13 protein-coding genes, 1 tRNA gene and 1 pseudogene are annotated in these 12,669 nt (G+C 70.2%); 4 read left to right on the forward strand and 11 right to left on the reverse strand.

Annotated features, from left to right (window positions below; genetic code table 11):
- The 3 genes and pseudogenes from ETO60_RS11265 to ETO60_RS10035 form a co-directional block, all read right to left on the reverse strand.
- Positions 1-951, reverse strand: a pseudogene (locus tag ETO60_RS11265) (SPOR domain-containing protein); the annotation flags it as partial.
- Positions 948-1,475, reverse strand: a complete 528-nt coding sequence (locus tag ETO60_RS10030) for a hypothetical protein (protein WP_130005304.1) — start codon at positions 1,473-1,475, stop codon at positions 948-950. The gene ETO60_RS10030 and the pseudogene ETO60_RS11265, both read right to left, overlap by 4 nt.
- A gap of 43 nt (positions 1,476-1,518) precedes the next feature.
- A complete protein-coding gene (locus ETO60_RS10035) occupies positions 1,519-2,235 on the reverse strand; it encodes a ParA family protein (protein WP_130005306.1) in 717 nt (238 codons plus the stop codon).
- Between the two features lie 161 nt (positions 2,236-2,396).
- Here ETO60_RS10035 and ETO60_RS10040 point away from each other — a divergent pair, with 161 nt between their 5' ends.
- Positions 2,397-3,359, forward strand: a complete 963-nt coding sequence (locus ETO60_RS10040; protein ID WP_165362164.1) for an SPOR domain-containing protein — start codon at positions 2,397-2,399, stop codon at positions 3,357-3,359.
- Positions 3,356-4,630, forward strand: a complete 1,275-nt coding sequence (locus tag ETO60_RS10045; protein WP_130005310.1) for a DUF418 domain-containing protein — start codon at positions 3,356-3,358, stop codon at positions 4,628-4,630. The genes ETO60_RS10040 and ETO60_RS10045 overlap by 4 nt, the downstream gene beginning before the upstream one ends.
- A 12-nt stretch (positions 4,631-4,642) precedes the next feature.
- On the opposite strand, the gene ETO60_RS10050 is transcribed toward ETO60_RS10045, so the two are convergent.
- From ETO60_RS10050 to ETO60_RS10075, 6 genes are all read right to left on the reverse strand, one after another.
- The gene (locus tag ETO60_RS10050; protein ID WP_234026443.1) at positions 4,643-4,918 is read right to left on the reverse strand and encodes a hypothetical protein; all 276 of its coding nucleotides are present in this window, start codon (positions 4,916-4,918) and stop codon (positions 4,643-4,645) included.
- 72 nt (positions 4,919-4,990) lie between these two features.
- On the reverse strand, positions 4,991-5,509 hold the full coding sequence (locus ETO60_RS10055; RefSeq protein WP_130005312.1) for a DUF2721 domain-containing protein: 519 nt from the start codon (positions 5,507-5,509) through the stop codon (positions 4,991-4,993).
- On the reverse strand, positions 5,506-6,900 hold the full coding sequence (gene der, locus ETO60_RS10060; RefSeq protein ID WP_130005314.1) for a ribosome biogenesis GTPase Der: 1,395 nt from the start codon (positions 6,898-6,900) through the stop codon (positions 5,506-5,508). Before der ends, ETO60_RS10055 begins: the two co-directional genes overlap by 4 nt.
- Positions 6,901-6,942: 42 nt before the next feature.
- A complete protein-coding gene (locus ETO60_RS10065) occupies positions 6,943-7,260 on the reverse strand; it encodes a DUF3297 family protein (RefSeq protein WP_130005316.1) in 318 nt (105 codons plus the stop codon).
- Positions 7,261-7,317: 57 nt separating this feature from the next.
- A complete protein-coding gene (locus ETO60_RS10070) occupies positions 7,318-7,500 on the reverse strand; it encodes a hypothetical protein (protein ID WP_130005318.1) in 183 nt (60 codons plus the stop codon).
- A gap of 8 nt (positions 7,501-7,508) precedes the next feature.
- A complete protein-coding gene (locus tag ETO60_RS10075) occupies positions 7,509-7,697 on the reverse strand; it encodes a hypothetical protein (RefSeq protein WP_130005320.1) in 189 nt (62 codons plus the stop codon).
- A gap of 149 nt (positions 7,698-7,846) precedes the next feature.
- Here ETO60_RS10075 and ETO60_RS10080 point away from each other — a divergent pair.
- Positions 7,847-7,931, forward strand: a tRNA-Leu gene (locus ETO60_RS10080).
- 59 nt (positions 7,932-7,990) lie between these two features.
- On the forward strand, positions 7,991-9,670 hold the full coding sequence (gene tig, locus ETO60_RS10085; RefSeq protein WP_130005322.1) for a trigger factor: 1,680 nt from the start codon (positions 7,991-7,993) through the stop codon (positions 9,668-9,670).
- Positions 9,671-9,729: 59 nt separating this feature from the next.
- Here tig and ETO60_RS10090 read toward each other — a convergent pair whose 3' ends face one another.
- Both ETO60_RS10090 and ETO60_RS10095 read right to left on the reverse strand, forming a co-directional pair.
- Entirely contained in the window at positions 9,730-11,049 is a 1,320-nt protein-coding gene (locus ETO60_RS10090; protein ID WP_130005324.1) for a cation:proton antiporter, read from the reverse strand.
- 25 nt (positions 11,050-11,074) lie between these two features.
- Positions 11,075-12,634: an amidase gene (locus tag ETO60_RS10095; RefSeq protein WP_130005326.1), complete on the reverse strand. Its 1,560-nt coding sequence runs from the start codon at positions 12,632-12,634 to the stop codon at positions 11,075-11,077.
- Between the last annotated feature and the right edge of the window lie 35 nt (positions 12,635-12,669).

Consider the following 12,669-nt stretch of genomic DNA (forward strand, 5'->3'; position numbering starts at 1 on the left):
GGGGCGCGACGCCGCGGCCGCAGGCCGCGCGGGCGGCGCGGCAGGCGCCACAGGCGCGGGAGGCGCCACGTCGGCGAAGGCGCGCATCCGGTCGGCCAGAACCGGCGCGGCCGCCAGCGCAGGCAGCTCTGCCTCCGGCTCCGTGGTCACGACGGCGATCGACGGGCTGGGTTCGGCGCGGGGCAGGGCGGCGGCCTCGGCAGCCAGCATCGGCACGCTGGGGGCATTGACGAGCGCAAGATGCGCCGGCCGCTGGTCGTGCGGCGCGACCGTCACGCCGAGCACGTTCGCGACGCGAAGCGGCTGCGGCGCCGAGGTGGCTGCCGTGGCCCAGTGCTCCAGCCGCTCCCCGACCTTGTCGGCCGGCAGATCTTCGGCCGCGAGGATCCGGGCGCCGCGCCATTCGCCCTGCATCGCCAGCGCGTAGGCGAAATTCTGTCGCACCTTGGCCGTGTTCTGGCCCTGCATCATGGCGCGCTGGAGAACGGCGCCGCCGCGCTGCGGATCCCCGGCCAGGGTGAAGGCAAGGCCGAGATCGGCCGGATCGATCGAGTCGGCATGCGCGGCGAGAAGCGCGTGCGCCTCCGTCATCCGGTTGCTGCCCGCCAGCGCGAGGGCGCGGCTGACCACCACGCGCGGGGTCACCTCGCCCAGTTCCATCGCCTCGGCGAAGCTTTCCGCGGCCGAGTGGAAGCGCCCGGCCTGAAGGTAGGCCGCACCCAGCGCCACCCGGTGCTCGCCGGCGCGCGGTTCCGCCATCACCGCCGCTTCCGCATGGCGGATGGCGGCGTCGACGCGGCCTTTCTCCAGAGCGGCTCCGGCCTTGCCGGCGGACACCCGCGCATCCGGGGCACGTTCGGCCGTGCATCCCGGCAGCGCGAGGACGGCAAGGGCGGTACCAAGGGCGAGCGCCCTCATCCGGTGCCGGTTGTCGATGCTCGCGTGGTTCATGCTGGACCCCCTTGCGAATGGGCTGGGCGCGCGGAAACCTGCGCGGCCAGGTTCTGAACATCGGCCATGCCCGACAGCAGGGCGTCGAGCGCTTCGGTGACGAGTTGCTGGGCGCTGCGCTGCCGCAGCGTGCAGGCGAGCCGCAGCCGGAGGTGGCGTTCGGCATCGAGGCGCAGGGTGAATGCGGCGCGATCCGCCTTGTCGCGGGCGACGGTGCTGTCGGAGGGAGCACGTTTGGACCGCTTGGCGGGCAGAGACGACGGCGGGGACGCGGGCGCGGTCTTCGCGACGGGCTTGCGCGCGGCGATGGCGATCACCTCGGCCGATGCGGTCGAGATGGTCCCGGCCGCGGGATTGTCATGCGCATCGTCGCCGAGGTCGTTCCAGCCCAGATCCTCCAGATCGCTCTCCTGCACCTTGGCCATGCTGTGCGCGAGCCCGGCCTGCGAGCGCATCGCCGGACGGGCACCGCCCTTGCGGGCCAGAAGACGCGGGGAAAGGGAGGCAAAGCTGGCATCGTTCATGACGATCGGTTTCCTTGATGCACCGGGGCCGCCGAACCAGTGACTACTGGGCGACCCGACGTCCGAACCCTCCGGCCGGACGCTGCTGATGCGCGATCTGCGATGTCGAGGCGGGGGCGGCGAAGACGGTGCGGCGGAAGTTCTTCTCGAGCCGGTCGGCAAGGTAGTTCCACAGCGTCGTGACTTCGAGCGCGGAGCGGCTGTTGGCATCGACCTCCATCACCGTGCGTCCGTCGATCATCGAGGCGGCAAAATCCGTGCGGTGGTGGAGCGTGATCGGTGCCACCGTGCCGTGCTGCGACAGGGCGACCGCCGCCTCCGAGGTGATCTTGGCCTTGGGCGTGGCGCCGTTGACGACGAACACGAGCGGCTTGCCGGCGCGCTCGCACAGGTCCACCGTGGCGCCCACCGCGCGCAGGTCGTGGGGCGAGGGGCGGGTCGGGACCACGATGAGTTCGGCCACGGAGATCACCGACTGGATCGCCATGGTGATCGCCGGCGGCGTGTCGATCACCGCGAGCTTGAAGCCCTGCTGCCGCAGGATCTGCAGGTCGTTGGCAAGGCGCGCGACGGTGGTCTGCGCAAAGGCCGGGTATTCGGCCTCGCGCTCGTTCCACCAGTCCGCGAGCGAGCCTTGCGGGTCGATGTCGATCAGGACCACCGGACCCGCTCCGGCGCGCTGCGCCTGCACGGCCAGATGCCCCGACAGGGTTGTTTTGCCAGAACCGCCCTTTTGCGATGCCAATGCCAGTACTCGCAAGGATCATCCCCCTTGATGGACACACGCCCGATCGTGAGTCTTCCACGGCCCGGCACCGGCTGTTCTTGCAGCGCACCCCTAATATTGCGTTAAGTCCGCTCTCTTGCGCACGCCCCGGCGGCGGTTCACAACTGGGCGCCGGAACAGGCGGGGAGGGGCGCATGGTCGCAGCGCGACGGGCAGTGTGTCTGCTGGCAGGAGGTGTCCTGTTTCTGGCCGGACAGGCAGCGGCTCAGCAAGGCACCCCGCAGGACGGCGCCGGCGAGTCCACGTTGGCGGCGGGCGTTGCGGCGTGGGAGCGGGGCGACGACGCGGAAGCGGTGCGGCACTGGCGGGCGCTGGCAGAGGCCGGCGACGCGGCGGCGCAGTTCAACCTCGCGCAGGCCTATCGCCTCGGCCGGGGCGTGGCGCCGGACCGGCAGCAGGCGCTGCGCCTTTATGCCGCCGCTGCGGCGCAGGGACATGAACAGGCGGCGATCAACCACGCCATCCTCCGCTATGCCGAAGGCGAGCAGCGCGCGGCGATGCCGCTCTTGCGCGCGGCCGCCGAGGCGGGGGATGCCCGCGCGCGCTATCTCGTCGGACTGGCGCACATCAACGGCGACTGGCTCGACCTCGACCTGCCGCGCGGCGCGGCGCTGCTGCTCCGCGCGAGCGAACAGGGTTCCGGACCGGCACGCCGGGCGCTGACGCTGGCCATGCCCCGACTCGACGCCGCCCAGCAGGCCGAGGCGCGGCGCCAAGCCGACGCGCTGCGCGCGGCGGATGCGAGGCGCAATGCGGCTTTGGCAGCCCTTGCCGACGCGGAGGAACGGGGCGCGCGCGCTGACGTGGGTTCTGTGGGCGAGCAGGCTGCGTCTCGGCTCCAGCTCCCTGATCCGCGAACCACGCGTCCGCCCGGAAGTGTCGTGCTCCAGCTCGGGAGCTTCGCCGATCCCGCCAACGCCCGCCGCCTGCTCGAGCGTCTGCGCGCCGAGCCCGATCTCGGTCCGACGCCACCCACAATGAGGATGCAGGGCGGCCTCCACATCGTTCAGGCCGAAGGATTTGCCGATCCGCAATCGGCGCGGCAGACGTGCGACCGCCTGCGCAGGCGCGGCTTTGACTGTCTGGTGCGGCGTTGAACACCCCGGACAGCGCCAAAACCGCGCCCGTCGCGCCCGCGCCGACGGCGGAGAGCGAGCGGATCGAGTCGCTCGACTTCGTGCGCGGCATCGCCGTCATGGGAATCGTGTTCGCCAACATCGCGGGGTTCGGACATCCGCTCTCCGCCACCTTCTATCCCGGCGCCTTCCTGACCCCCGCGGGAGAGCAGGCCCAGACGGGATGGCTGGTGCAGCTCGTGCTGATCGACGGCAAGATGCGCGGACTGTTCACCGTCCTGTTCGGCGCCGGTCTGGTGCTGATGCGGGACCGGTTGCGCCGACGCGGCTTCGGCCCGGCCGTCGAGCTACGCCGGCTGCTCTGGCTGTTTGGTTTCGGAGCGGCGCACTTCGTGCTGCTGTGGCAGGGCGACATCCTGATGTCCTACGCGATGGCGGGCCTGCTGGCGCTGCCGCTGGTGAAGTGGAGCGGCAGGAGGCTGCTGTGGGCCGGGTTCGTCGGGTATGGCGTGGGCGCGGCGGTGCTGGGTGCGATGTACCTGTTCGTCGCGTGGACGGCCGCCGGCTCGCTCGACCCTGGCGGCGGCATGGGGCCGTTGCAGGCCCAGTTCCAGACGGCCGAGAGCGTCACGCTCGCGCAGGAGCGCGCCTTTGCCGATCTGGTCCAGGGTGGCCGCTACCTCGACGTTGTGGCGGCAAGCTGGCGTGAGCTTCCGGCGGCGCTCGCTTCCACCCTGCTGCTGGTGCTGTGCGAGACGCTGCCGCTGACGGTGCTCGGCATGGGGCTCTTGCGCACAGGCTTCTTCCACCCGCCTGAGCGTCTGTCACGGCTGCTGGCGCTGAGCGTGGCGGGGCTGCTGACCGGCGGTGCGGCGACGTTCCTCATCGGGCTGGCAGAGCTGCGCGCCGGGCTGACCTACTGGGACTCGCTGGCCGCGGTGATGGGCACCACGGCGCTCCCCCGGCTGCCGATGATCCTCGGACTGGCCGGGCTGCTGCTGGTCCTCTCCGCGCAGCGGCAGGGTTTCCTGGCCGGGCGCATCCGCGCCGCCGGCCGGGTCGCCTTCAGCAACTACATCGGCACCTCGCTCGTCCTGCTGCCGGTTTTCCATGGCTGGGGGCTGGGACTGTTCGGCACCCTGAACCGCTGGGAGCTCTACGGCGTGGCCGTGCTCGTCGTCATCGGCATGCTGGCGTGGTCGGCGCCGTGGCTGGCGCGGTTCCGCTTCGGGCCGCTGGAGTGGCTGTGGCGCAGTCTCACCTACGGGCGGGTGCAGCCGCTTCGCCGCTGACGCGGTCCAGCGTCACTCCAGCATCGTGTAGATGAACCACGAGAGCAGCGTGCCGGCGAGAAACAGCGGCCAGGACCAGAAGATCCGGTGATCGGCCAGCAGCAGCGGCTGGATGTGCAGGAATCCGCCACCCGACCCGGCCGAGCCGATGAACAGGCACACGATCCAGGTCAGCAAGGTCGCCGGCATCACCGCTTTGAACAAGGCCACCATGACCGCGCCTTCCGCCTCTCCGAAGCCGTTCGCGTCCCGCAGCGGCCGCGGCCGATCCTTCGGAGCCGCAGCCATCGCCCGTCGGAGTGCCACAAGATGGTTGCGAAATTCTGAACGCGGCGGCGCTGACCGGCTCCGGCCGCACCGTCAGGGCTGCGCGCTGCCGTCGCCCTCTCCGCCGCGTCGATGGGCATCGCGCCGTTCGCGCATCCGCTGGCGGTTGCGGTGCGTGGCCACCCGCGTTTCCAGCAGGAACAGGGCAAGACCGCCCACCAGGAGCACCATCGACAGGATCCAGAAACCGGCGATCAGCACGCCGATCCGGGGCTGGATGAAGGCGCTCACGAACAGGAGCGCGATCACCACGCTGATGATGAGCGCCGCGGCCGTGCTCAGCATCACCGCACCCTGCGCGTAGATGCGGCGCTGTTCCAGCGCGGGCAGGTCGCGCACCGATGAGCCGGCGGTCCCCTCGCGCGCCGACTGCTCGATCCGCTCGATCCGGTTCGCGACCCAGATCAGCCGATTTGTCATCACGTTCATGATCGCGCCAATGCCCGCCAGCAGGAACGCGGGGGCAAGGCTGAGCTGGACGACCGACTGCACATAGGGCGTGCTGCGCGCCTGATCGAGAAACGGCAGGTCGAGAAGGCCGTGCTCGATCATCGCCGCGACCGGTCGAAGGGATTGCTGGCCGAGCGGAGGGTCACGCGCACGGGAACCGCGCCGAGGCCGAGATCCCGGCGGATGCCGTTCACCAGATACCGCTCGTAGCTGGCGGGCAGAAGGTCGAGCCGGGTGCCGAAGACCACGAACCGCGGCGGGCGGGTGCCGGCCTGCGTGATGTAGCGCAGCTTGATGCGCTTGCCACCGGGGGCAGGGGGCGGATTGGCCTCCAGCGCGGATTCGAACCAGCGGTTGAGCGCCGCCGTCGGCACGCGCCGGCTCCACGCCTCGCGCAGCTCGAATGCCGCGCCGATCATCGCGTCCAGACCCTTGCCCGTGCGCGCGCTGACGGTGAGGACGGGGAGGCCGCGGACCTGCGCCAGCCCCTCGTCGAGGGCCAGCTTGATGCCGTTGAACAGGCGACTGGCATCCTGCGCCACGTCCCATTTGTTGATCGCGATCATGAGTGCCCGGCCTTCCTCGAGCACCATGTTGGCGATCTTGAGGTCCTGGTGCTCGAGACCGCGCGTCGCGTCGAGCAGCAGCACCACCACCTCCGCGAAGTCGACGGCGTGGCGCGCATCGGCGACAGCCAGCCGTTCCAGCTTGTCGTCGACCTTCGCCTTCTTGCGCATCCCCGCGGTGTCGATGAGGCGCACCTCGTGCGGCACACCGCTGGCATCGGTCCAGGTCCAGTCGACCGCGATCGAGTCGCGCGTGATCCCCGCCTCCGGCCCGGTCAGCAGCCGGTCCTCGCCAAGCAGGCGGTTGACGAGGGTCGATTTGCCTGCATTGGGCCGGCCGACAATGGCCAGCTTCAGCGGTCCGGACGGGGACGGGTCTTCGCCGTCTTGCGCCGCTGCACCGCCGGACCCCGTCGTCTCCGCCTGTTCGAGCAGCGGCAGCAGGGCGTCGAAGAGGTCGGCCATGCCCTGACCGTGTTCCGCGCTGATCGCCACCGGCTCCCCCATGCCGAGGGCGTAGGCTTCGAGGATCCCCGGCTCTGCTCCGCGGCCTTCCGCCTTGTTGGCGACGAGCACGACCGGCACGGCCGCGCCGCGCTGTTCACGCAGATAGCGCGCGATCTCCTCGTCCAGAGGCGTCAGGCCCGCGCGGGCATCGACGACCAGCAGGGCCGCGGCCGCGCCTTCGAGGCTGGCGGCGGTCTGGGCCCGCATCCGTCCGGGCAGGGAGGTGGGGTCCTCCTCCTCCCACCCGGCCGTGTCGACGATGGTGAACTGAAGGCCGGCAAGTTCGGCATCGCCGTAGCGGCGGTCGCGCGTGACGCCGGGCTGGTCGTCGACGAGCGCCAGCTTCTTGCCGACCAGACGGTTGAACAGCGTGGACTTGCCGACATTGGGCCGGCCGATGATGACAACGCGCGGCTTCATCCTGCCGTCAGGCACACGCCCTTGCGCGCCGGGCACGACATCTCAGGACGCCGCGCGGGCAACCGGCGCCGCCTCGCCCAGATCCTCGAACCATGCCTCGACCGGTCCGTTGAGCCGGATGGTCAGCGGCCGTCCATGGCGATCGACGCTTTTGCCGGCCTGCACGCGCACCCACCCTTCGGAGATGCAGTATTCCTCCACGTCGCGGCGGACCCGTCCCTTGAAGCGGATGCCCACACCCCGGCGCAGCAGCGCCGCGTCGAAGGCAGGGCTGCGCGGGTTGACCGACAGATGGTCGGGCGGCACGTCCGGTGCCGCGGCTGCACCCTGCTCGGCTGTGTCGAGAAGATCTTCGGACATGGAGGGCGGCTCTAGGCTGCCGGCTGCGGCAGGGCAACCGACAAAGCGCGGCGCGGCCTACAGGGTCTGCGGCGGCGCTTCGCTCGGAGCGGTGTCGGGCTGGTCATAGTCCGGCTGCGGCGGGTCGATCTCGTCGGGCGTCGTGCCCGGTTCTTCCATCGGCGCCGGCATCGGCGGGCTTTCCGGAGGCGAGGCCGGCTCGATCGTATCGGGCGCGGGCGGTTCGGGGGTGGTGGCCATGAACACTCCTAGTCGGGAGGGAGAAGGGCCGGGCTTGCCACTTCGCCGGGTTGCTCGCGGTCGGGGCGACGCTGCGTGACCGCCTCGTCCGCGTCGATCCCGGCCGCGTCGGCGTCGCGCTCCAGCTCGCTGGCGCCCAGGGGGCGCCGATCCGTGTCGATCGGCAAGGGGACGGGTTCGGGCAGTGGCGTGACCATGATGTCAGTCCTTCCGCAGCGTCGAACGAACGCGGCCGCGGACCTGTTCCCGCGCCGCGGTTCGCGCGCTTGCCCTTTGGCGGCAACGTCTCTAGAGGCGCTGGCATCATGCGCGGCGGGGCTGCCGGCTTCGACGCGTTGCGCGTTCGGCGGGCGTGGCGGAATTGGTAGACGCGCTGGTTTTAGGTACCAGTATCGCATGATGTGGGGGTTCGAGTCCCTTCGCCCGCACCAGTCCGCCCACCCCCGCCCTTGTCGTGAAGCTTTCGAAGTAGAGGCAGCAGAACAGACCTATGCAGATCACCCAGACGACCGATGCCGGCCTGAAGCGCGGATACCGCCTGACCATTCCGGCGGGCGAGATTGCAGCGCGCGTCGACGCGGAACTCGGCCGCATCGCTCCGCAGGTGCGGATGCCGGGGTTCCGGCCGGGCAAGGTGCCGGCCAATCTGGTCCGCAAGATGCATGGCGAGCAGCTGCATGCGCAGGCGCTCAACGACACGGTGCGCGAGGCGGTGGACGCGCTCCTGCGCGACAAGCATCTGCGCCCGGCGATGCAGCCGCAGGTGCAGCTGGAGGACGGCTACGAGAACGGCAAGGACGCCGAAGTGTCGGTCGATCTCGAAGTCCTGCCGGAGGTCGAAACCCCTTCGCTCGAGGGCATCCGCCTCGACCGCTTGACCGTGCCGGTCAGCGACGCCGACGTCGACGCGGCGCTGGAGCGGCTGGCGGGCCAGAACAAGAGCTATGCCGATGCGCCCGAGGGGCACAAGGCCGGGGACGGCGACCAGCTCGTGATCGACTTTGCCGGCAGCATCGATGGGGAGGCGTTCGAGGGCGGCAAGGCCGAAGGCGCGTCGCTGGTGCTCGGCTCCAGAACCTTCATACCCGGTTTCGAGGATCAGCTTGCCGGCGTGACAGCCGGAGAGCAGCGGACCATCACCGTCACCTTCCCCGAGGATTACCAGGCCAGCCACCTCGCCGGACGGGAGGCGCAGTTTGCGGTGACGGTTCATGCCGTGAAGATCCCCGGCGAGGCGAGGCTGGACGACGATTTCGCCCGCCAATTCGGCCTCGACGGCATCGCCAAGCTGCGTGACATCATGCGGGCGCAGCTGGAGCAGGAGACCGCGGGTCTCACCCGGACGCAGATGAAGCGCGCGCTGCTCGACCATCTGGCGGCCGGGCACGACTTCGCTGTCCCCGAGGGCATGGTCGAAGCCGAGTTCGCGCAGATCTGGCGCCAGCTCGAGCAGGAGGTGGAACGCGCCGAAGATCCTGCCGAGGCGCGCAAGGAGATCGAAGCCGAGCGCGACGACTACCGCCGCATCGCCGAACGAAGGGTGCGGCTTGGCCTGCTGCTGTCGCAGATCGGACAGGCCAACGACATCCAGATCAGCAGTCAGGAAATGAACATGCTGATCCAGCAGGCGGCGCAGCAGTACCGCGCCGAGGACCGGCAGCGCTTCATCGACTACGTGCAGTCCGAGCCGATGGCGGCCGCCCAGCTGCGGGCGCCGCTCTACGAGGACAAGGTGGTCGACTTCCTGTTCGGCAAGGCGGAAATTACCGACCGCGAGGTGACGCGCGCGGAATTGGAGGCGGCGATCGAAGCCGAGGAGGGCGCGCCGCAGTCCAAGCCGGAGGCGGGCGCCGCCAAGGAAAGCAAGCCGGCGCGCAAGACCAGTGCGAAGACCAAGGCGAAGGACAAGGCTGCGGACGAGAGCGGGGATGCGGCTGCCGGTAAAGAGGCGGGCCGCAGCGACGACGCCGCTGACGGAGCAGTGGACGCGCCCGCGCCCGCGCGCAAGCCCCGCACCCGGCGCAAGGCCGATGACGCTGCGCCGGCCGTGGATGCGGCGGCGAAGGCGGACGCAGACGACAAGCCGAAGAAACGCGCCCCGGCTCGCAAGAGCGGCGGGAAGGCCGCCTCCGACACACCTCCCGCCAAGGAAAGCGGTTCCGCCGCCTGACCGGTCCCGGCGGGTTGGCCGGGGATCGAGATGCACTTTTGCGCCGACGCAGCGAGAGGCTATGCCTTCGCCGCGTCGGCAGGCGGAAGGCGGTCGTCCTCGCCTTCGTGGATGTGATGGCCGCGGCTCTCCACGAAGCGCATGACCCGGTTGGCGCTCACGCCGTGGACGAGGATCGACAGAAGGATGGTGAAGCTCGCCACCGACCAGACCGTGCCGAGCTGTCCGAAATCCGCGCTGTTCTGGCCGTAAGCAAGATAGTAGATCGAACCCAGTCCCCGGACCCCGAGAAAGGCGACCGCGAGCTTGCCCGGCATCGGCAGCGGCGAACGCCATTCGGCGAGGAGCCCCGACAGCGGCCGGATCGCAAACACGAGCAGCACGCCGATCAGCGCGCCCGCCAAGGTCAGCTGCGCGAGCACCCCGCTGGCGAGCATGGCGCCAAAGGCGAACAGCATGGCGACGAGGACGATTTTTTCCACCTGCTCGATGAAATGGTGGCTCATCCGGTGGTAGCGGCTGCGGCTTTCGTACTGGCGGGCGGTGACGGCGGCGACGAACACCGCTAGGAATCCATAGCCCTGAACCATCTCGGCAAAGCCGTAGGAAAACAGCAGCGAGCCGAGCACGATCAGCCCTTCGGCGGTGTGCTCGCCCTTGCGCGGGCCGTCGGCGTCGAGCGCCGCGTCTCCGCCCCGCTCGAAGATGTACCAGGCCGCAAGCCGGCCCGTGATCAGCCCCGCCACGACGCCGGCCGCGACGCGCCAGACCAGATCCACCGCAAACCATTCGGCCGTCCACGTGCCGATGCCGGCCACGCCGACCGCGCCAATGGCGAGATAGACGAACGGAAAGGCAAGCCCGTCGTTCAGGCCTGCTTCGGTGGTCAGGCTGAAGCGCACGTCGTGACGGCGCTTGTCGCCCGGCGGACCGACCGACACGCTGCTCGCGAGCACCGGGTCAGTGGGGGCAAGCGCGGCGCCCAGCAACAGGGCGGTGGCGACCGGCAGCCCCAGAAGACCCCACCCCAGCGCCGCGACCGCAGCGATGCAGAGCGGCATCGCGATCACCAGCAGCGGCCAGACCTGACGCCAGTTGGACCAGCTCACCGGACGGTCGAGGGCAAGCCCCGCGCCCATCAGCGAGGCGATGACGATGAACTCGGACGCATATTCGAGGACGGTGGCATCAAACCCGTCGGCGGCGGGATTGATGTTCGGCAGGCCCAGCGGCAGCGAGAAGATGCCGTAGCCCAGCAGCACATAGGCGATCGGCAGCGAAAGCCACCGGTCGGCGAGCCACCGTTCCGCCAGCGAGGTCGCCATCAGACCCATGCCGAACAGCACGAACAGGAACATGCGCGGCTCGAACTCGAACATGGGAAAAACTCGCTGATCCGGTAGGTTACGGCTCCCAACGCCGGAACGACGGAGATGGCACCGGCGCGCTGCGAATTTGTTCGAACGCCGCGCCGGCACGCAGGATGGCCGCATCCTGCCAGCGCCCGCCGATGAAGCTGAGGCCCACGGGCAGGCGCTCGACCGCGCCCATGGGCACGGTGAGGTGCGGATAGCCGGCGATGGCCGCCAGCGCGCCCGCCCCGATCCCGCGGGGGAAGTGGTCTCCGAGCACAAGGTCGATCGGCCATGCGGGGCCAGTCGTCGGGGCGATCAGGACCGCCACCTCGTGCTCCGCCAGCAGCCGGTCGATGCCCTCCTCCCGCGTCGCCCGCAGGTTCGTCTCCAAAGCCGCGCGGTATGCCGCCTCATCCCTCGCCGTCAGCGCGCGTTCGAACAGGTCCTGTCCGAACCAGCGAAGCTCCGCCGCGGCGTTGGCCGCGTTGAAGGCGACGAGATCGGCGAGCGTGTCCGGCATCGCCGGATCCGGCAGGCTGGCGAGATAGGCGTCCATGTCGCGCCGCAGCTCGAACAGCAGCACGGCAAGGGCGCGGCTCCAGAACCCGTCGGGCCAGTCATAGTCGACGGGGACCAGCACCGCTCCGGCCGCCACCATGTCGGCCTTGGCCTGCTCGAGAAGCGCCGCCACGCGCGCATCGCTCCCAACCTGCCGGGTGAGAACCCCGATCCGCATGCCTTTCAGCGAGGCTCCCTCAAGCGCGGCGGCGAAATCGGTGCGGTGACGGTCGGCTTCGGCGGTGGCCGGATCGGCCGGGTCGTGGCCGCTGATGGCGGTGAGCAGCATCGCCGCGTCGCGCACGGTGCGCGCCATGGGACCGGCGGTGTCCTGCGTGCCGCTGATCGGAACGATGTGGGTGCGGCTGACGAGACCCACCGTCGGCTTGAACCCGACCACCCCGTTGACGGAGGCGGGGCAGGTGATCGATCCGTTCGTCTCCGTCCCGAGCGCCGCCCACGCGAACCCCGCCGCCACCGCCGCCCCGCTGCCCGAGGAGGAGCCGCAGGCGTTGCGGTCGACGGCGTGCGGATTGCGGGTGAGGCCGCCCAACGCGCTCCATCCGCTGGTGGAGTTCGTGTCCCGGATGTTCGCCCATTCCGACAGGTTGGTCTTGCCCAGCACCGCACCTCCGGCCTGCCGCAGCCGCGCGATCAGCGGCGCGTCGCGGCCCGTGCCGTTGCCGGCCAGCGCAAGGCTCCCGGCGGTGGTCGGCAGCTCGCGCGTTTCGATGTTGTCCTTCACCAGCACGGTGCGGCCGGCAAGCGGCAGGCGCCGGTCGAGGGCGGCGCGAATGTCGCGCTGCACATCCGGGTTGAGCGTGACGATGGCGTTGACGCCGTCCGCCCCGCCCTCGTGGGTCGAGATCGCCACGAGGTTTGCCAAAAGGTCCGCTTCTTCTGGCCGCTCCGCGGGAAACCAAGGGACCGGAAGTTCCGATGTCGGCGGCTCGATCCTGAGCGTGGGCGTCTCTTCCCGCCGCTCCTGCGCGAGAAGAGGTTGGCTCCCGATAAGGGAGAGGGCACACGCTGCCAGAAGCGGTCTGATCATGTCAGTATCCTGACGGGGGCTGCCGCGCCGCACAA

Source organism: Qipengyuania thermophila, from assembly GCF_004153605.1.
GTDB classification, from domain to species: Bacteria; Pseudomonadota; Alphaproteobacteria; order Sphingomonadales; family Sphingomonadaceae; genus Qipengyuania_B; species Qipengyuania_B thermophila.